Source organism: Streptomyces hyaluromycini, assembly GCF_002217755.1.
In the GTDB taxonomy this organism is placed as follows: Bacteria; Actinomycetota; Actinomycetes; order Streptomycetales; family Streptomycetaceae; genus Streptomyces; species Streptomyces hyaluromycini.
The window spans coordinates 237257-255223 of sequence record NZ_BCFL01000016.1 but is presented as its reverse complement, the minus strand read 5'-3'; the positions used below and the strand labels follow the sequence as shown (position 1 = coordinate 255223).

At 70.5% G+C, this 17967-nt stretch carries 15 protein-coding genes and 1 pseudogene; 8 read left to right on the top strand and 8 right to left on the bottom strand.

Annotation, left to right across the window (positions count from 1 at the left end):
- Positions 1-120 precede the first annotated feature (120 nt).
- Both SSP29_RS01200 and SSP29_RS01195 read left to right on the top strand, forming a co-directional pair.
- Positions 121-3132 (top strand): glycoside hydrolase family 3 protein, encoded by a 3012-nt coding sequence (locus SSP29_RS01200; protein WP_089098562.1) that lies wholly within the window; start codon positions 121-123, stop codon positions 3130-3132.
- A 42-nt stretch (positions 3133-3174) separates the two neighbouring features.
- Positions 3175-4539 carry a hypothetical protein gene (locus tag SSP29_RS01195; RefSeq protein WP_089098561.1) on the top strand — a complete coding sequence of 455 codons (1365 nt, stop codon included), beginning with the start codon at positions 3175-3177 and terminating at the stop codon, positions 4537-4539.
- A 1-nt stretch (position 4540) separates the two neighbouring features.
- Here the strand turns inward: SSP29_RS01195 and SSP29_RS01190 are convergent, their stop codons facing one another.
- Complete coding sequence (locus SSP29_RS01190) at positions 4541-4963, bottom strand: MarR family winged helix-turn-helix transcriptional regulator (protein WP_089098560.1); 423 nt, start codon at positions 4961-4963, stop codon at positions 4541-4543.
- Between the two features lie 60 nt (positions 4964-5023).
- On the opposite strand from SSP29_RS01190, the gene SSP29_RS01185 reads away from it, so the two are divergent.
- A complete protein-coding gene (locus SSP29_RS01185) occupies positions 5024-6103 on the top strand; it encodes an FUSC family protein (RefSeq protein ID WP_089098559.1) in 1080 nt (359 codons plus the stop codon).
- 360 nt (positions 6104-6463) lie between these two features.
- Here the strand turns inward: SSP29_RS01185 and SSP29_RS01180 are convergent, their stop codons facing one another.
- From SSP29_RS01180 to SSP29_RS01165, 4 genes and pseudogenes are all read right to left on the bottom strand, one after another.
- Positions 6464-7693: a hypothetical protein gene (locus tag SSP29_RS01180; RefSeq protein WP_150133345.1), complete on the bottom strand. Its 1230-nt coding sequence runs from the start codon at positions 7691-7693 to the stop codon at positions 6464-6466.
- 736 nt (positions 7694-8429) lie between these two features.
- Positions 8430-8623: pseudogene (locus SSP29_RS01175) on the bottom strand (aminoglycoside phosphotransferase family protein); the annotation flags it as partial.
- Between the two features lie 325 nt (positions 8624-8948).
- Positions 8949-9134: a DUF397 domain-containing protein gene (locus SSP29_RS01170; protein ID WP_089098558.1), complete on the bottom strand. Its 186-nt coding sequence runs from the start codon at positions 9132-9134 to the stop codon at positions 8949-8951.
- Complete coding sequence (locus tag SSP29_RS01165) at positions 9131-9952, bottom strand: helix-turn-helix domain-containing protein (RefSeq protein ID WP_089098557.1); 822 nt, start codon at positions 9950-9952, stop codon at positions 9131-9133. Before SSP29_RS01165 ends, SSP29_RS01170 begins: the two co-directional genes overlap by 4 nt.
- A gap of 112 nt (positions 9953-10064) precedes the next feature.
- Here SSP29_RS01165 and SSP29_RS01160 point away from each other — a divergent pair, with 112 nt between their 5' ends.
- On the top strand, positions 10065-10475 hold the full coding sequence (locus SSP29_RS01160) for an ATP-binding protein (protein ID WP_089098556.1): 411 nt from the start codon (positions 10065-10067) through the stop codon (positions 10473-10475).
- Between the two features lie 137 nt (positions 10476-10612).
- Positions 10613-11296, top strand: coding sequence for a DUF899 family protein (locus SSP29_RS01155; protein ID WP_150133342.1), 684 nt, complete (start codon positions 10613-10615; stop codon positions 11294-11296).
- Positions 11297-11559: 263 nt separating this feature from the next.
- Here the strand turns inward: SSP29_RS01155 and SSP29_RS01150 are convergent, their stop codons facing one another.
- Complete coding sequence (locus SSP29_RS01150) at positions 11560-12156, bottom strand: YceI family protein (protein WP_089098555.1); 597 nt, start codon at positions 12154-12156, stop codon at positions 11560-11562.
- 454 nt (positions 12157-12610) lie between these two features.
- Between SSP29_RS01150 and SSP29_RS01145 the strand changes: the two genes are divergently transcribed.
- Positions 12611-14206, top strand: coding sequence for an acyl-CoA carboxylase subunit beta (locus SSP29_RS01145; RefSeq protein WP_089098554.1), 1596 nt, complete (start codon positions 12611-12613; stop codon positions 14204-14206).
- 35 nt (positions 14207-14241) lie between these two features.
- On the top strand, positions 14242-14439 hold the full coding sequence (locus tag SSP29_RS01140; protein ID WP_089098553.1) for an acyl-CoA carboxylase subunit epsilon: 198 nt from the start codon (positions 14242-14244) through the stop codon (positions 14437-14439).
- Between the two features lie 81 nt (positions 14440-14520).
- On the opposite strand, the gene SSP29_RS01135 is transcribed toward SSP29_RS01140, so the two are convergent.
- Both SSP29_RS01135 and SSP29_RS59275 read right to left on the bottom strand, forming a co-directional pair.
- Positions 14521-15258: a hypothetical protein gene (locus SSP29_RS01135; protein WP_089098552.1), complete on the bottom strand. Its 738-nt coding sequence runs from the start codon at positions 15256-15258 to the stop codon at positions 14521-14523.
- A 17-nt stretch (positions 15259-15275) separates the two neighbouring features.
- Positions 15276-16385, bottom strand: a complete 1110-nt coding sequence (locus SSP29_RS59275; protein WP_089098551.1) for an aggregation-promoting factor C-terminal-like domain-containing protein — start codon at positions 16383-16385, stop codon at positions 15276-15278.
- A 217-nt stretch (positions 16386-16602) separates the two neighbouring features.
- Between SSP29_RS59275 and SSP29_RS52425 the strand changes: the two genes are divergently transcribed.
- Positions 16603-17913 (top strand): hypothetical protein, encoded by a 1311-nt coding sequence (locus SSP29_RS52425; RefSeq protein ID WP_089098550.1) that lies wholly within the window; start codon positions 16603-16605, stop codon positions 17911-17913.
- Positions 17914-17967: the final 54 nt, after the last annotated feature.

Sequence of the window (17967 nt, the reverse complement as noted above, 5' to 3'; positions counted from 1 at the left end):
TCGCCCTTCCTGACGGGACGTCTTGACGGGTGTGCGAGCCGTTAGTTAACTCACGACGTGATCTAAGCCATGAGTGAACTGTGAGAGCCCCGAGTGAACCAGAGAGTCGAGGGAAGGTCCATGCCAAGAGCCGCCCTGCTCGTCTCCACCGCCCTACTCGCCGCCCTGATCCCCCTGTCGGCCGCCAGCGCCGCCGACGACCCGGCCCCCACCCCCGTCGACCACTTCGAGGGCGAGGTCCCCTTCGCCTCCCAGCCCGCCGAGGGCATCTTCACCTGGGGAAGCGACAGCGACGACCCGCCCGCGCTCCAGTTCGCCGACCGCGCCGACGCCCCCGAGGGTGCCAAGGTCCTCTCGGGGACGTACGACATCAGCGGCTACGGGGGCTTCACCCACGACTTCGCCGCCGCCGAGCCCGCCCACGACTGGTCCGCCCACAAGGGCATCCGCTTCTGGTGGGACGGCCAGGACAACAGCAAGAAGATCGCCTTCGAGATCAAGGACGGCGGCGCCAACGGCGAGGCCTCGGAGCTCTGGACGACGTCGTTCACCGACGACTTCACCGGCTGGAAGCAGATCGAGATCCCGTTCACGGACTTCGTCTACCGGACCGACTACCAGCCCGTCGGCGGCATCGACCACGTCCTCGGCCTGACCCAGATGTGGGGCTACGCGGTCACCCTGCCCGTCGGGGTCAAGGGCCAGTTCGCCATGGACGACGTGGAGTTGTACGGCAAGGCCGACCAGGCGCTGCGCGCCTCCGTCACCACCGACGCGGCCGTCTACCCGGTCAAGGAGGGCGGTACGGCGGCCGTGAAGGTCACCGTCGCCACCACCGGATCCGCCCCGATCGACGACCCGGTCACCGTCGCCTACGAGACGACGGGCGGCACCGCCGACGCCGGCAAGGACTACCGGGCGGTCTCCGGCACCCTCACCTTCCCCGCGGGCACGGCCTCCGGCGCCACGCAGACCATCAAGGTGCCGACGCTGAAGGACCGTTCGGCCGAATCGGCCGAGACCATCCCGCTCAAGCTCACGGTCACCGGCGCCAAGGCCCCCGCCGAGACCCCGCAGGTCGTCATCGACGCCCACGGACTGCCGTACCTGGACAGCAAGTTGCCCGTGAAGAAGCGGGTCGCCGACCTCCTCTCCCGGATGTCCCTGGAGGAGAAGGCCGGCCAGATGACCCAGGCCGAGCGCGGTGCGGTGGGGACCGGCGGCGACGTCTCCGCGTACGACCTCGGCTCGCTGCTCTCCGGCGGCGGCTCGACCCCCACGCCCAACACGGCCGCGGCCTGGGCGCAGATGATCGACTCCTTCCAGCTCCGGGCGCAGGCGACCCGGTTCCAGATCCCGCTGATCTACGGCGTCGACGCGGTGCACGGCCACAACAACCTGGCCGGCGCCACGATCATGCCGCACAACATCGGCATCGGCGCGACCAGGGATCCCCAACTGGCCGAGAAGACCGGCGCGGTGACCGCCTCCGAGGTCCGCGCCACCGGCATCCCCTGGGACTTCGCCCCCTGCCTCTGCGTCAGCCGTGACGAACGCTGGGGCCGCTCCTACGAGTCCTTCGGCGAGGACCCGGCCCTGGTGAAGTCCATGGAGACCATCATCCAGGGCCTCCAGGGACGGGCAGACGGCCGCGACCTCAAGGACGACGACAAGGTCCTGGCCACCGCCAAGCACTTCGTCGGCGACGGCGGCACCGCCTACGGCTCGTCCACGACCGGCACGTACACCGTCGACCAGGGCGTCACCACGGTCACCCGGCAGCAGCTGGAGGCCATCCACCTGGCGCCGTTCCAGACCGCGGTGGACCGGGGCATCGGCACCGTCATGCCCTCCTACTCCTCCCTGGACATCGTCGGCGACGGCCAGGGCCCGGTGAAGATGCACGCCCGCGCCGACATGATCACCGGCGAGCTCAAGGGCCGGATGGGCTTCCAGGGCTTCGTGATCAGCGACTGGAACGCCATGGACCAGCTCCCCGGCGACTACGCCTCGCACGTGCGCACAGCCGTCAACGCGGGCGTCGACATGATGATGGTCCCGTACGGCTACAAGGACTTCACGGCGTCCCTGATCGACCAGGTCAAGGCGGGCACCGTCACCGAGCAGCGCATCGACGACGCGGTCTCCCGCATCCTCACCCAGAAGTTCAGGCTGGGGCTCTTCGAGCACCCGTACGCCGACACGTCCGGCGCCTCGAAGATCGGCTCCACCGCGCACCGGGCGGTGGCCCGGCAGGCGGCCGCCGAGTCGCAGGTGCTGCTGAAGAACGACGGCGACGTGCTGCCGCTGAAGAAGTCGGAGAAGGTGTACGTCGCCGGGTCCAACGCCGACGACCTCGGCAACCAGACCGGCGGCTGGACCCTCACCTGGCAGGGCGCGTCCGGCACCCACACCACCGGCACCACCATCCTCCAGGGCATGAAGAACGCCGGGGGAGACGTCACCTACTCCAAGGACGCCTCGGCGCCGACGAGCGGCTACGACGTGGGTGTGGTCGTGGTCGGCGAGACCCCCTACGCCGAGGGCGTCGGAGACGTCGGCAACGGCAACGACCTCACGCTGACCCCCGCCGACCAGGCCGCCGTGGACAAGGTGTGCGCGGCCATGAAGTGCGCGGTGCTGATCGTCTCCGGGCGCCCGCAGCTGGTCGGCGACCGGCTCGGCGAGATCGACTCCCTGGTGGCGTCCTGGCTGCCGGGCACCGAGGGCGACGGCGTGGCCGACGTGCTCTACGGAAAGCAGGCCTTCACCGGGCAGCTCCCGGTCACCTGGCCGAAGTCCGAGGCGCAGCTGCCGATCAACGTGGGCGACGCGTCGTACGACCCGCAGTACCCCTACGGCTGGGGTCTGACCACCCTGACCAGGGCCCCCAAGGGCGGCGAGGCCACCCTGAAGTCGCTCGGCGTGGCCGCGAAGGCGGCCGAACGGGCGGGCTCCGACGCGGCCGGCCGGAAGCTGGTCGCCAAGGCGCGGCTGCTGGTCCAGGCGAAGATCGGGCAGTCGATCACGGCCGCCGTCTCCAAGCCCTTCGCCGACGCGGACCACCTGCTGCTCACCGGCAGGTACGCGGCGGCGGTGGAGAAGCTGACGGAGGCGTACCGGGCGGCGTAGAGGGACAGCACTCCCGGGGAGGCTTCAGGGTAGTTTCGAAGCATGAACGCGGTGCGACGGACCACCCGAAGCCTCCCGGGGCTGCTGCTCATGGCGTGTGCGCTGGCGCTGGTCGCCCTGACTGCGCTCGCCCCGCGGGCGTCCGCGGTCACCGGCGTCTCGGCGATCGCGGACGCCCTCCGCAAGAACCCGGTGTACGTCGACCCGGCGGCCGCCGCCCAGCTCTCCACGGCCGACGCCGACAGCCTGGCCCGGCAGGTCAAGGACGCGAACAAACCGCTGTTCATCGCCGTCCTGCCGGCCGACTACCCCACCAAGAACCTCTTCACGGACCTGCGCACCGCCACCGGCATCACCGGCCTCTACGCGATCCGCCTCGGCGACCGCTTCGACGCCCGCGCCGACTCGTCCGTGCTCTCCCGCACGGCCGTGCAGAACCTGGTCACCAGCGTCCAGGGCGAGAGCGCCAAGGCCCAGCTGACCGACTTCACCGACCGGGCCCTGACCAACATGGGCGGCAAGGCCCCCTCGGCCTGGGGCGGCGGCAGCGCGGGCGGCTCGGGAGTGTCCAGTACGGCGCTGATCGCGATCGGAGCCGTGGTGGTGGCGGGCGGGGCGGGCGCGTACGCCCTGGTACGCCGGGGCCGCCGACGCCACGAGGAGGAGCAGCGGGCCGCCCTCGACCGGCTCCGGGTGGTCGTGGACGAGGACATCACCGCGTTCGGCGAGGAACTGGACCGCCTCGACTTCCACCCGGCCGAGCCGCGCGCCGACGACGCGATGCGCGCCGACTACGAGCGCGCGCTGAACGCCTACGACCAGGCGAAGTCCGCGATGGCCGACGCCCGCAGACCGGAGGACGTCCGGGCGGTCACCCAGGCCCTGGAGGACGGCCGTTTCTCGCTCGCCCAGCTGGCCGCCCGCCGCGAGGGCCGCCCGCTGCCGGAGCGCCGCCCGCCCTGCTTCTTCGACCCCCGGCACGGCCCCTCGGTCACGGACGCCATCTGGACCCCGTCCGGCGGCGCGCCCCGCGAGGTCCCGGTCTGCGCGGCCGACGCCGCCCGCCTCGCCGACGGCCGCGATCCCGCGATCCGCGAGGTCGACACCGACTACGGCCGCCGCCCCTACTGGGACGCGGGCCCGGCCTACGGCCCCTGGGCGGGCGGCTACTTCGGCGGCGGCATCCTCCCCGGCCTCCTCCTCGGCACCGCCCTGGGCGGCTGGATGTCCGCGCCCGCCTACGCGGCCGACTACGGCACCGGGTACGGAGACTTCGGCGCCGACGGCTACCAGGGCGGCGACGTGTCGGGCGCGGACTTCGACCCCGGGGACTTCGGGGACTTCGGCGGGGGCGGGGACTTCGGCGGCGGGGGCGGGGACAGCGGGGACTTCGGCGGCGGTTTCTGACCTACCCGGCATCTCCCAGCCGCTCCATCACGGCGGCGGCGAGCAGCAGCACCCCGCGCTCGGTCTCGCTCAACGCCCCGAACGCCCCTGCCAGCCAGGCGTCCCGCTGGGCCATGTCGGCCTCCAGCGCGCCCCGCCCCGCCCCGGTCAGGCTCAGCACGGACTGCCGCCGGTCGGACGGGTCCGGCGCCCGTCCGACCAGTCCCTCCGCCTCCAGCTCCGCGAAGACCCGGGTCAGCGACTGCGGCCGCTGCCGCTCGGCAGCCGCGACCTCGCCGGGCGTGGACGGCCCGTGCCGGTACAGATGCCCGAGCACCGTCAGCTGATTGGCACTGAGGCTGCCGTCCCCGCGCTCCTGGCGCAGCCGCCGGTTGAACCGGAGGACGGCACGACGGAAACGGGCGGCTTCGGCGAGGTGTTCCATAGGCCAGATCCTACGCGATTACTTACTATCTACTGCTCCTTTTCCCGTACTCTCGGTCGCGTGACCGCCAAACTCATACGCAACGCGTACGAAGCCGGGCTGACGATGACCGCCGTTCTGCTCTCCTGGGGAGCCGCGCTGGCACTGGAGGGGGCCGCCGGGCTGCACACCGACGTACTGGTCCTCGCGGTCGCCCTCACCCTGACCCTCGCCGCGACCCAGCGCACCGCCGACACCCGCCGCCGGCTCACCACGCTGGTGCTGCTGCCCGTCACGACGGGCGCCTCGATCTTTCTCGCCCGGCTGCTCGCCTCGCACTACGCGATCGGCGCCGCCGTCTACACGGCTGCGATGGCGCTGGCCATCTGGATCCGCCGCTACGGCCCCGCCGCCACCAAGGCCGGCACCCTGATCGCCCTCCCGCTGGTCGCCCTGCTCGTCGTGCCCGGCCCGGCCCTGCCGCCCGAGGCCCAGAGCGGGCTGGTGACCTGGGGCTGGTCGGCGCTGACCGGCGCGATGGCGTGCGCCGCTGTGTGGCTGGTGCAGGGGCTGGCGGACCACTTCGGACCCTGGCGCCCGGACCCGGCTCCCGCCGCACCGTCGCGCCGCTCCCGCCTCCACCCCCGCCCCAGCACCCGCATGGCACTCCAGATGGCCGCCGGGATCGCCGCCGCCTTCGCCCTCGGCCACCTGCTCTTCGACGACCACTGGCCCTGGGTCGTACTCACCGCCTACGTCGCCGCGAGCGGCAACCGCGGCCGTACCGACGTCCTGCGCAAGGGACTTGAGCGCCTGGCCGGCGCCTGCCTCGGCACGCTCCTGGCGACGGGCGTGGCGGCGGCCGGCGTCACCGGCCACACCGCGGTGGCCCTGATGTTCACGACCCTCGCGATCGCCCTCTGGCTGCGCCCCCTGAACTACGCCTACTGGGCCGCCGGCATGACCTGCGCCCTCTCCCTCCTCCTCGGCTACTTCGGCCAGGACGCCGACTCCCTGCTGCCGACCCGCCTGGAGGGCATCGCGGTGGGCGCGGTCCTGTCGGTGGCGTCGGCTTGGTGGCTGCTGCCGGTGCCACGCAGGAGGGTCGCGGCACGCTCCGAGGCACGGCTGAGCGAGGCTGACGACGTCGTCGGCCGTTGATGTTGAGCCGTGATGATCTGAGAGTTGGACTGGTGGCTGACTTGACGGGTCATCGGGCTGGCGAGCACGGGTTCGGTGCTCGGTTTGCGGCGGGTGGGCCGCTGGGCGGCTCGGTCGGAGACCAGGCCGGCGATGGCCCGGTGCATGGCCGGGTAGTGCTCGCGGCGGCCGAGGAAGCGCCGCAGCGGGCGCCACTGCTTGTGCTCGGCGTTGGCGTGTTCGACGCAGATCCGAGCCGAGGACTGGCGGCGCCGTTGCTCACGCCAGGCGTACTGGTCACCGAGCGGGGGGTCTTCCTTCGGCTTCCCCGGGTGAGGGTGGCGGCCCCCGGTTTTCGGACCGGGGGCCGTCGGACGGATTTCAGTTGGGCGGGTCGAGGGAGAACACCGAACGGACCCCCGGTGCTGGGGCTATGCGTTCATTGATGCCCCACAGGCGGCCGGAGGAGGGGGCCCAGGAGAGGTTCTGGATGAGCGGAGGGCCGTACGTGAGCACGTGCGGCGCGCTGCCGGGCTTCGCCCAGTGGATGCAGTACGGAAGATCGGCGGTCGCCGAGTCGTTGGGGTCCCGGTCCGCGTATTCAGGGCAGGTGCCGCTGAAGTAGAAGTATGTGCCGTCGGTCGCCGCTCCCTGCACCCCCCAGACCGGGGTCCGGTAGCCGGCTGTGGCGTGGACGGTGCCTTCGTAATTGGTCGTGCCGTCCGTGTCGAGCAGCGTGTCCGCGGCGTTCAGCGGCCAGCGCACGATCGGGGCGCCGCCCGCCGAACGGCGGAACTCGGACGTGATGAGCCCGTCCGTCCCGGTGCGGTCGAGGCTGAGGGAGGTCATGCACGGGTTGAGGTCCGTGCAGGGGTCGCCCTTGATTCCGTTGTCGTAGAAACCGATCATGGGCAGGACCCAGTTGTGCCAGCGAGCGGAGGACTTGCCGTCGCTGATCCCGACGGACTCGCGCGTGTTGTCCGACATCCGCCACAGGTGGCGCAGGTCGTAGACCTGGATCTGGTGTCCGCTCGCCACGAACAGCCTGTTGCCGTACCAGGCGATACCGTCGGCGTGACCGGCGAACGGGCTGCCGGCGGCGCCCACGGCCTGGAAGTTCCCCGTGGTCTGGGTCTCCATATAGGGATCGACCAGCATGATGTGGTTGTAGATCGTGTGGTCTCCGCCGTCGTTGTCCACGACGGAGATCCGGGCGAACTCGTTGCTGCCGGTGTTCCTGCTGTGCCAGGACGCGATGTAGACGTACTTGCCGAGCCACTTGCCGTCGGGCTGGGCGTCATGCGATCCGGTGATGCCCTGGGGCACCCAGTCGCCGGTGGTGTCGTCCGCCTGCTCCCAGCAGAAGCCGTCGACGCGGTAGGACGTGTTGAGGTTCTGGCTGCCGTGGCACAGGTACGGGCGGCCACTGTGCCCGCTCCCGCTGAGCAGGGGCGCCAGCGAGTTGTACGCGGTCACCTTGCCGCTCGCCTCGACGGCGTCGATGGCGCGCCAGCGAGACGCGAAGTCCCCGGCTGTGAGGGTCATCTTGCCGGGGTCGGATATCGGGTCCAGGGTGCTGGCCGCCGCGGCCGGCTGTGCTCTCGCCAGCATGAGCAGGAGCAATCCCAGAGTGAGCCCGACCGCCAGGTGAACTCTGAGTGTCCGCTGTGTGATTGGTATGTGCATGGCAGTGAAGAGTAGCCGGGCCGTGCGGCGGGCAATGCTGCGGGCCCGGGTGTTCCCTGAGTCCGAGCGGCCGTTCGCCTGCACGACGCAGGCGGGTCTGGGCCGGGACTCGGAGCGCCCGATGCCGCGCCGGAGACTTCGGACTTACGACTCCTAACAAACGGCGGCTGCATGCTCGCGGTGTGCTGCGCCTCGGTCATCGCATACGGTGACCGTCGATCCGCAGGGCGATGCCCCGCTCAGGCGGGGGGCCAAGCCCGGGCTTCCGGTGATCCAGCAGTTCCTGCAGATCCCGCTCGGCCTCGGCCTGGCCTTCACCCTGTGGCGGCCCGCAGGGCTGCTCCTGCGCCGACAACGCGTCCCGTCAGCCGGACCCACTCAGCCATAGGGGGCTGTGACTGAGCGGCGCCGGGGCGCCGGCAATCTCACCCGCTGGTCCCGGGAGTGTGGATGGTCGGCGTCGTCTCGGTTGATCCGGTCCCGCTCGCTGTCGTGACGACCGGCCTAAAATACGCCGACTTTTCGAGCTTTCTGTCACCCACGGCGGTTCCGGTCCTCGTGACAAAGCGCCAACTGTCGTGTCACAGCTCACTGCGCACGTTGTGGGCGCCGCAGGAGTGACAGATGTCGCGCCCAAGTGCCGGTCACCTCGCTCAATCACACCGCGGGGCCGCGGCGATCGCGAGCACGGGCGGCTTGTGCCACAGGACTTCCGCGGGTCGGCACCGGCGCCAAAGTCATCGCCTCGACCTGGACGTCGATGCGTGCCTGATCGGCGTCCACCTTCAGGAACACGTCGCCGACGCGCAGGGTCGCGCGCTCGGAATGGGCGCCGACGACCTTGACCTCCTCCATGGCGACCAATATCCCGGATGACCGTCGACGTCGCCGGGTTTATCGCGTGCGATTGCGCGGCTGACTGCATCCCGCCGCCCGGCGGCCTCGTGCCCGACACCGACCGCTGACCAGGCCAAGCCCAGCACTTTTGTCAGGAGTCCTTACTCGTCCCCCGGGGCTGCTGGGGAGTGCCCGATCTGGTCCAGGTCCCTGTGCGTCCAGGAACCGGAGCGCACCCCGGTCGGTGGCATCCTCGCCCAGCGCGTGCAACAGCTTGGGTCCTCAGCCACACGGTTCTGGCACTGATCTTTAGTAGCCGACAACGCCGTTGGTCAGGCGACGGTCACTTGGCCGTATGCCCGAGGAAGGCGGTCCAGGTGGCGGGGGAGACGGTGAGGCGGGCGCCGTCGGGGTTCTTGGAGTCACGAACGTGGACGGCGGCGGGGTGGGTGGCCACCTCTATGCAGTTGCCGCCCTCATTGCTGCTGTAGCTGGACTTGAACCAGGCAAGCGATGCTGCGGTGTTCATGACTCTCCTAGCAGTCCATTCAAGTAGCGCGCGCTCTCCTCGGGCGAGAGGGCCTGTGACCGCAGCATTCCATACTTGTGGTGATAGTCGCTGACCTCGTCGGGATCGTCGACGAGAAAGCTTGCTCGCTGAACCTCCAGGTAGACAAGGTAGTTGTGCTCTGGTGTCTCCAGTAGCGTCATGGGGCCCGCGAGCCCTGCGTGCGGCATCCGGTCCATGGGCATGATCTGCACGCTCATGTGGATCGGTTCGGTGTACTCCAGGATCTGGCGGACCTGCGCCCGCATTACTTCACGGCTGCCGACCTCTCGCCTGAGGATGCTCTCCTCCAGGATGAAATGCCCCACGGGCGGGCGGTCCCGCTGCCAGATCAACTGCCTCTCCATACGGGCGTCCACCCACTGCTCAGCCGTCTCGCTCCCGAGCGCGGGATAGCGAGAGTCGAAGGTGGCGCGGCAGTACTCCCTGGTCTGGAGCAGTCCAGGCACCAGCTGGATCTCGTACGACAGAACACCCATTGCTTCCTGCTCATGGTCGATGAGCCCCTGCGCGAACTGGACGATCCGCTCCCGCACCGGCATCTTCGCCACCAGCACGGCCAACGCCCCGCCCGTTCCGAGCAGTTCGTCGAACTGCTCCGCCCGGTCCGGTTGCAGGGCGAGCCGCCCCTGCTCAACAGAGCCCACCGTGTCGACGTGCAGGTTCGCGAGCTCGGCGAACCGCTCCTGCGTCAGCCGCGCCTGTTTGCGGTAGTGGGCGACCAGCGCTCCGACCGCATGCCACGAACCGACCTTCTTGGGCTTCCTCGCCACCTGCATGCGTGTCCCTTTCCCCCGTGTGCGCCCGAACCGCTCGTAGTGGACTCGTAGAAGTCAGAACTACGAGATCACTCACTGATCCATGTTAATCACTCACGGTGACACTCGCCTCATGAACCCGGAACCCCAACACCCCCACACCCGCGAGGCGTTCTACCGCCGGGACCGCAGATCCGTCGGCGTGGCCCGCGACTTCACACGCGCGGCCCTGGCCGACTGGGAGGTCGGCCCGCGCGCGGACGACGTACTGCTCTGCGTGAGCGAACTGACCACCAACGCGGTGCTCCACGGAGTGCCCCCGGGCCGGGGCTTCCGCCTCCGGCTGGCCCTGCACCCCGACGGAGTCCTCCGCGCCGAGGTCCACGACAGCGGCCCGGGTGAACTCCGCTTCGGCGACATGTCACCGGAGTCGGAACACGGCCGGGGCCTGCTGCTGGTCAGCCTGCTCGCGGACAAGTGGGGGGTGGGGGAGCGGCAGCCGGGGAAGGTGGTCTGGTGCGAGTTCGCGGTGACGGGTGCTTGAGCCCCGCCCCGTCATCCCTCCCTTTCGGGAAACGTACTTCCCGAAGTCGCGCCCCCGCCTCACGACGGGAGTGATCGAGGCCGCCGTCCTAGACTCGAAGGACCGCCACGGGGGGATGCCTACCCCAGGAGGACGCGATGGTGCGGCAGACGAGGCTGGTCGGGGAGTCCGAGGAGTATCTCGGTGCCCGCGAGGAGCTGCGGCTGGCCGAGATCGGGCTGATGCGGCGCCGGGAGGAGGTCGCGGCACTGCGGCGGGCGCTCCCGCAGGGGCCGGCCGTCGACGACTACGTCTTCCTGGAGGGGCCCGGCGACCTCGACGCCGGGGACACCCCGGTCCGCGAGGTCGCGTTGAGCGAGCTGTTCTCCGGACCCGAACGGCCGCTGATCGTCTACCACTTCATGTACGGCAAGCTCCAGACCAGCGCCTGCCCGATGTGCACGATGTGGATCGACGGCTACAACGGCATCGCCCACCACGTGGCCCGGAACGCGGACTTCGTCATCGCCGCGGCCGCCGACCCGCCCGCCCTCCGTCAGTACGCCCGCGATCGCGGCTGGCACCGGCTGCGGCTGCTCAGCTGTGGTGACAGCACGTTCAAGTACGACCTGGGCAGTGAGGACAAGGACGGTGCACAGGACTCCACGGTCTCCGTCTTCACCCGTACGGGTGACGGCACCGTCCGGCACACCTACTCCGCCCATCCACGGCTGGCCGACGACATCCAGGAGCGCGGCATCGACCTCCTGGCACCCGTCTGGCACCTCCTCGACCTCACCCCGCAGGGGAGAGGCGACTGGTACCCGACCATCGACTACTAAGCGCTCCGCTGGAAGTGCCGCGATGTGCCGTCTGCCGTCTGCCGTCTGCGGCGCCGTTGTGGCTGGTCGCGCAGTTCCTCCCCCAGCCTTCGGCTGGGGGTACCCCCAGCGCCCCTTCGGGGCGCTGCCGAACTGCACCGGACTTCGCCGGACCCGCTCAGGACACGCGCAGGATCTCCGGACATGGCCGAGCGCCGCCCTCAGGGGAGTGGAGGGCGGCGCTCAGCGGGCGTGGTCGGGGCCGGCGGTCCGGCGCCGCGGGCTCACGCGTTCTTGATCGCCGAGATGTCGAAGTTCAGCTTGATCTTGTCGGAGACGAGGACGCCACCGGTCTCCAGCGCCGCGTTCCAGGTGACGCCCCAGTCGGAGCGCTTGATCTCGGCCTTGCCCTCGAAGCCGACGCGCTCGTTGCCGAACGGGTCCTTGGCTACGCCGTTGAACTCCAGGTCGATGGTGACCGGCCGGGTGACACCGAGGATCGTGAGGTCGCCGGTGATGCGGTAGTCCTCGCCGCCGAGGGCCTCCGCCTCGGTGGAGCGGAAGGTCATCGTCGGGAACTCGTCGATCTTGAAGAAGTCTGCCGACTTCAGGTGACCGTCACGGTCGGGGCTGCCGGTGGTGATGCTGTCCATCTTGATGTCGAGCGAGGCGGTGGACTTCGACGGGTTCTCGCCGTCCAGGCGCAGCGTGCCCTCGAACTCCTGGAAGCTGCCCTTGACGTTGGTGACCATCGCGTGGCGGGCCACGAAGCCGAGCGTGGTGTGCGCCGGGTCGATCGTGTAGTCGCCGGTCAGCGCGGCGGTGTCGGCGCCGGTGCCGGCGGCGGTCGTCTCGTCGTTCTTGCGGCCGAAGATGCCCATGAGGTGCTCCTTGGGGGACGGGTCGCGGCTTCGAAGCGGTGGATGCGGAAGGCGCGGACTTGATGTTTAACGTTCAACGAACTCAACGAGAGACACCGTAGACCTATTCCATTCAACCTTCAACATCATCGGTCCGCGTGTCGCGGTCATTACTCACCGTAACGTCGCTTCGCCCGATACGGCGACCGGACCCGCTGGGGGGAGCGGCTAGGCTCCATGTGGGTGAACCGCCGTCCGGAGTCCTGTGTCACTCCGCGGGTGGTATGGGCCGGCGGGGAATGTGAGGCGTGTCTCAGCCGATGCCTTTGTGGTACCCCTACAACGGCGAAGCCCCCTGAGCAGTCGGAACGGCTGCATGCGGTTCTGGTTCTGTTCAGTGGTTCCAGGAAAACGCGTCGGAGACTGTACGGAGTCGACGTCTCTCATTCCTTGGTGTCCTTCGTAAGGTCGCTACATGACCGTTTTGGAAGAGACGACGGGCGAGCCCACCGGTGAGCCGACGGACGCGCGCGGGCGGGTCGCCGAGCTGCACGAGATCCGTGCGGCGGCCGTGGCGGGACCCAGCGAGAAGGCGACCGAGGCACAGCGCGCCAAGGGCAAGCTGACGGCCCGGGAGCGCATCGAGCTGCTCCTGGACCCGGGTTCCTTCCAGGAGGTCGAGCAGCTGCGCCGGCACCGCGCGGTCGGTTTCGGCCTGGAGGCCAAGAAGCCGTACACCGACGGTGTCATCACCGGCTGGGGCACGGTCGAGGGCCGTACCGTCTTCGTCTACGCCCATGACTTCCGGATCTTCGGCGGCGCGCTGGGCGAGGCGCACGCCACCAAGATCCACAAGATCATGGACATGGCCATCGCGGCCGGTGCCCCGCTGGTCTCGCTGAACGACGGCGCCGGCGCCCGCATCCAGGAGGGCGTCTCCGCGCTCGCCGGCTACGGCGGCATCTTCCAGCGCAACACGAAGGCGTCGGGCGTGATCCCGCAGATCTCCGTGATGCTCGGCCCGTGCGCGGGCGGCGCGGCCTACAGCCCCGCTCTCACCGACTTCGTCTTCATGGTCCGCGAGACCTCGCAGATGTTCATCACAGGACCGGACGTCGTCAAGGCGGTCACCGGCGAGGAGATCACCCAGAACGGGCTCGGCGGCGCCGACGTCCACGCGGAGACCTCCGGCGTCTGCCACTTCGCGTACGACGACGAGGAGACCTGCATCGCGGAGGTCCGCTACCTCCTCTCCCTCCTCCCGCAGAACAACCGCGAGAACCCGCCGCGCGTCGAGTCCACGGACCCGATCGACCGCCGCAGCGACGTGCTGCTCGACCTGGTCCCGGCCGACGGCAACCGGCCGTACGACATGGCCAAGGTCATCGAGGAGATCGTCGACGACGGCGAGTACCTGGAGGTCCACGAGCGCTGGGCGCGGAACATCATCTGCGCGCTGGCCCGGATCGACGGCCAGGTGGTGGGCATCGTCGCCAACCAGCCGCAGGTGCTGGCGGGCGTCCTGGACATCGAGGCGAGCGAAAAAGCTGCGCGCTTTGTTCAGATGTGTGACGCTTTCAATGTTCCGATCGTCACATTCCTGGACGTACCGGGCTTCCTCCCCGGTGTCGACCAGGAGCACGGCGGGATCATCCGCCACGGCGCGAAGCTCCTCTACGCCTACTGCAACGCGACCGTGCCCCGGATCTCCCTGATCCTGCGCAAGGCGTACGGAGGTGCCTACATCGTCATGGACTCCCAGTCGATCGGTGCCGACCTCACCTACGCCTGGCCGACCAACGAGATCGCGGTCATGGGCGCCGAGGGTGCCGCCAACGTGATCTTCCGCCGCCAGATCGCCTCGGCCGAGGACCCCGAGGCCATGCGGGCCCGCATGGTCAAGGAGTACAAGTCCGAGCTGATGCACCCCTACTACGCGGCCGAGCGCGGCCTCGTCGACGACGTCATCGACCCGGCCGAGACCCGTGAGGTGCTCGCCAAGTCCCTGGCGATGCTGCACACCAAGCACGCCGACCTGCCGTCCCGTAAGCACGGCAACCCCCCGCAGTAATCCTGCGGAAACCTCTCTCACGGAGACTGACACCCATGAACGTGCCTGACATCCGCGTCGAGAAGGGCAACGCCGACCCGGAGGAAGTCGCCGCCATAACGGCGGTCCTCCTGGCCCGCGCGGCCGCCCGGCCGACCGCCGACACCGAGCAGACCCACCGAGGCCGTGCCAAGGCAGGCTGGCGCCGCCTGGAGCGCGAGAACGGCTTCCGCGCCCCGCACAGCTGGCACTGAGCCCGTAGTACGGCGCTTGAGTACGACGACCGTCGGCCCCGTCACCCTCTCGGGTGGCGGGGCCGACGGCGTGTACGGCTGTCAGCAGCTGCCGCCGGCGTTGTCGCAGGCGGTCTGGGCCACCGCCTGCACCAGGGCCTGCTCGGCCTGCTCCAGCCACCACGGCGTCTCGTTCTGCAGGTCCACCGCCTGGCCGAACGCCTCGTCCATCCAGTTGGGCTCCGGACCGTCGTCACTGGCCGTGCAGTTGGAGACATGCTCGTTGTCGTTCTGTGCCACGCTGGCCAGTGCCTGGGCGAAGGCGCTGGAGGAGTCGTAGAACGACTGCTCCATCTGGGTGAACGCCTTGTCCACGCGCGGACTGCTGGGCGTCGCGGTCGCGGGGTCCACGCCCGAGTTCTGCAGCTCGCCCGCCCAGCGCTGGCTGTTGTTGCTGATCCAGCCCTTCATGAACTCCTTGAACGCGTCCTCGCCCGACGTCGCCAGCCAGCACGACCGTACGGTGTCGCCGCCGATGGGCGCACCCGCGGAACTCCCGGATCCCTGCGAGCAGTCGGACGTCCCGGTGCCGCCGAGGCCGACGGTGCCGGTCCCCGGGTTCACGACGGTGCCCGTGCCCGGCGCGCAGACCACCGCGTCGGCGACGGAGCCGATCTTCGTGGCGGAGGAGTGCCGGCCGGCGAGCTCGGGCAGGGCGCCGGAGGTCCTGAGGCCGACGCCCGTGCCGACGATCGCCGTGGCGGTGAGGAGGGCGGCGGTGATGCGCAGGGAGGGGCGCCTGAACAGGATGGACGGGCGCCGGGACAGGAAGTCGAACATGATTTCTCCTTGGGTTGTCAGTACCAGTGGTGGGTCTGCCAGAAGGCCCAGGCGGCGCAGGCGCTGCCGTAGCGGGCGGTGACGTAGGAGCGCATCCAGCGCAGCTGGGTGGCGGGATCCGTACGCCAGTCACCGCCGTAGCGGGCCATCTTCGAACCGGGCACGGCCTGCGCGAGGCCGTAGGCGCCGGACGTGGGATTGGTGGCGGTGGTACGCCAGCCGGACTCGCGGGTGATGATCTCGGCGGCGCAGCCGTACTGACCGCCGAAGACGGCGGCCGCGGCGTGGCGCGCCGAGCCGCCCGAGGGCGCCGCCGCGGAGGCCGGTGTCGCGGAGGCCGGTGTCGCGGTGGTGCGGGCGGCCGGCGTGCCGGCCGGGGCGTGGACGCGGACGTACGCGTCGACGGCGGCCGCGGCCGGCAGGGGCGCGTACCGGACCCGGGTGCCGGTGTGGGCGGCCTCGATGACCCGGCCGCCGCCCGCGTACAGCTGGACGTGGCCGAAGGAGTAGATGAAGACCAGGTCCCCCGGCCGGAGTTCGGCCCGGCTCGTACGGGATCCGGTGCGGGCCTGGGCGGCGGCCGTGCGCGGCAGCCGGACACCGGCCGCGTCCCAGGCGGCCCGGACCAGCCCCGAGCAGTCGTAGCCGCCGTTCCCGGTGCCGCCCCAGCGGTACGGGACGCCGAGCCGGCCGCGGGCGAACGCCACCGCGACGCTGCCCGCCGGGTCCCGGGCCGGGGCCGGGGTGGTGTGCGCCGTCGACCGGTGACCGCTCCCGGCGCCGGACGCGGGGATCGTCAGGCGGTCGCCGGCCCGGATCAGGGTGGAGGTGCCCAGGCGGTTGGCGCGTTGCAGGGCGGCGACCGTGGTGCCGTACCGGTGGGCCAGGCCCCAGAGGGTGTCTCCCGGGCGCAGCAGGACGGTACGGGCGGCGGGCCGGGCGGGGGAGTGCCGTTTCGCGGCGGGGCGCGGAGTGGGTCTGGCGGTGCCAGGGGAGGCGGTGGGCGCGTGCGGGCCGTGCGCAGTCGTGGCGGTGCCGTGCGCCGCCGCGGAGGCGCCCGTCAGGGAGAGGAGGAGAGCCAGGAGGACGGAGAGGAGGGGGACGCGGGTCAGGCGGACGGCGGTCATGGCGGGGTCTCCCGGAGAGCGGGGGGGGAAGGGGCGATGACTCCACTTGACGGCCCGGCGAATTGACGCACCAGCAGCTTTTGTTGACCGATTGACGGCGAACGAGGCCCGGTGCGGCGGCCGATGTCCGAGGTCAACTGATCAACAAACAACGCTGGTTGAGCGGCGAGCCCCTGCGTGGACTGGAAGCAGGACACCGAGACGAAGAGAGGTCCCCATGCAGAGCTCGCATCTGCCGCCCGCGTTCCGCAGAGCCGTCGCGTACGGCGCCGGAGCCCTCGCGGCGGTACTGACCGGAGCGGCGCTGTACGCGCTGCCCGGACCGGCAGACGCCCCGCACACGGCCCGGATCGCCGACGTGGCCGCCTCGTCGGTACCGTCCGCAGGCTCGGCGACACCGGCCGGCGACTCGCCGACACCGTCCACCGGCTCCGGCTCCGGCTCCGGCACGGCGTCGGCGGCCTGCGACACGTCGTCGGCGCCGACGCCGGGAACGCCCTCGGCCGGCCCCTTGACCAGCCCGGACATCGAACCGGCCACGCCCTCCGACGTCACCTCCGCCACGCCTTCGGACGTCACCTCCGCCACGCCTTCGGACGTCACCTCCGCCACGCCCTCCGCGACGACCTCGGCCGCTCCCTCCTTCCGCGGCGTCTACGCCTTCAGCGGCGGCAACACCCCAGACCTCGCCACCGACCCGGACGTGGCCGGACGGTCGCTCGTCTACTACTGGGCCCAACTGGAGCCGCGGCCGGGCCAGTACTGCTGGAACCTCATCGACCAGGACATGAAGCCCTGGGTGGCCGCGGGCAAGAAGGTCGTGCTGCGGGTGTCCGCGGCCGGCTGGGCGAAGTGGGACACCGCCGCGGACTCCGCGCACGGCACCCCGGCCTGGGTCTACGCCCAGGGCGTGAAGTCGGTGACCGAGCAGGACGGCGCGGTCATGCCCGAATACTGGAACCAGACCTTCGAGAGCGACCTGGACACGTTTCTGGCCGCCTTCGCCGCCCGCTACGACGGCGACGCGGCCGTCTCCGCCGTGGACATCTCCCTCGGCGTCGGCGGGGAGAGCAAGGCCGACAGCGAGAAGAACCCGGACCTGCTCTCGCTGTGGCAGGCCGTCGGCTACACCGACGAGCTGTGGTGGGGGTACGCCCAGCACACCATCGGTACGTACACGAACGTCTTCCACCGCACCCCGCTGGCGCTGATGCCGGACAAGACGTTCATCGGGGGCAGCGACGGCTACGACGAGAACAAGATCGTGAACTATGCGGTGGCCAAGGGAATCTGGCTCCAGGACAACGGCGTCGTCCCCGGCCGTACCCTGTCCGCGCCGTGGGGACGGACGCCCGTCATCGCCGAGATGCGCGGCGCCACGGGCGACACCGGCGACAACCTGGCCGACGACCTGCGGGCCGCCGTGGCCGAACACCCCGTCCTCATCCTCGTGTTCACCAGTGACATCACCGACGCCGACCGCGCCGTCCTGCACCAGGTCGCCGCGACCGCCGGCACCGGCGGCTGACCGCCCGTCATGGCCGGATCACGACGGCCACCGCACCGGCCGAGCACTAATATG

Bases quoted from the DNA above. Each gene is read 5' to 3' on its own strand.
- SSP29_RS01200 (WP_089098562.1), top strand. From the start codon at position 121: ATGCCAAGAGCCGCCCTGCTCGTCTCCACCGCCCTACTCGCCGCCCTG.
- SSP29_RS01190 (WP_089098560.1), bottom strand. From the start codon at position 4,963: ATGGAACACCTCGCCGAAGCCGCCCGTTTCCGTCGTGCCGTCCTCCGG.
- SSP29_RS01140 (WP_089098553.1), top strand. From the start codon at position 14,242: ATGAACGTGCCTGACATCCGCGTCGAGAAGGGCAACGCCGACCCGGAG.
- SSP29_RS01155 (WP_150133342.1), top strand. From the start codon at position 10,613: ATGGTGCGGCAGACGAGGCTGGTCGGGGAGTCCGAGGAGTATCTCGGT.
- SSP29_RS01150 (WP_089098555.1), bottom strand. From the start codon at position 12,156: ATGGGCATCTTCGGCCGCAAGAACGACGAGACGACCGCCGCCGGCACC.
- SSP29_RS52425 (WP_089098550.1), top strand. From the start codon at position 16,603: ATGCAGAGCTCGCATCTGCCGCCCGCGTTCCGCAGAGCCGTCGCGTAC.
- SSP29_RS01170 (WP_089098558.1), bottom strand. From the start codon at position 9,134: ATGAACACCGCAGCATCGCTTGCCTGGTTCAAGTCCAGCTACAGCAGC.
- SSP29_RS59275 (WP_089098551.1), bottom strand. From the start codon at position 16,385: ATGACCGCCGTCCGCCTGACCCGCGTCCCCCTCCTCTCCGTCCTCCTG.
- SSP29_RS01165 (WP_089098557.1), bottom strand. From the start codon at position 9,952: ATGCAGGTGGCGAGGAAGCCCAAGAAGGTCGGTTCGTGGCATGCGGTC.
- SSP29_RS01135 (WP_089098552.1), bottom strand. From the start codon at position 15,258: ATGTTCGACTTCCTGTCCCGGCGCCCGTCCATCCTGTTCAGGCGCCCC.
- SSP29_RS01160 (WP_089098556.1), top strand. From the start codon at position 10,065: ATGAACCCGGAACCCCAACACCCCCACACCCGCGAGGCGTTCTACCGC.
- SSP29_RS01180 (WP_150133345.1), bottom strand. From the start codon at position 7,693: ATGCTGGCGAGAGCACAGCCGGCCGCGGCGGCCAGCACCCTGGACCCG.
- SSP29_RS01195 (WP_089098561.1), top strand. From the start codon at position 3,175: ATGAACGCGGTGCGACGGACCACCCGAAGCCTCCCGGGGCTGCTGCTC.
- SSP29_RS01145 (WP_089098554.1), top strand. From the start codon at position 12,611: ATGACCGTTTTGGAAGAGACGACGGGCGAGCCCACCGGTGAGCCGACG.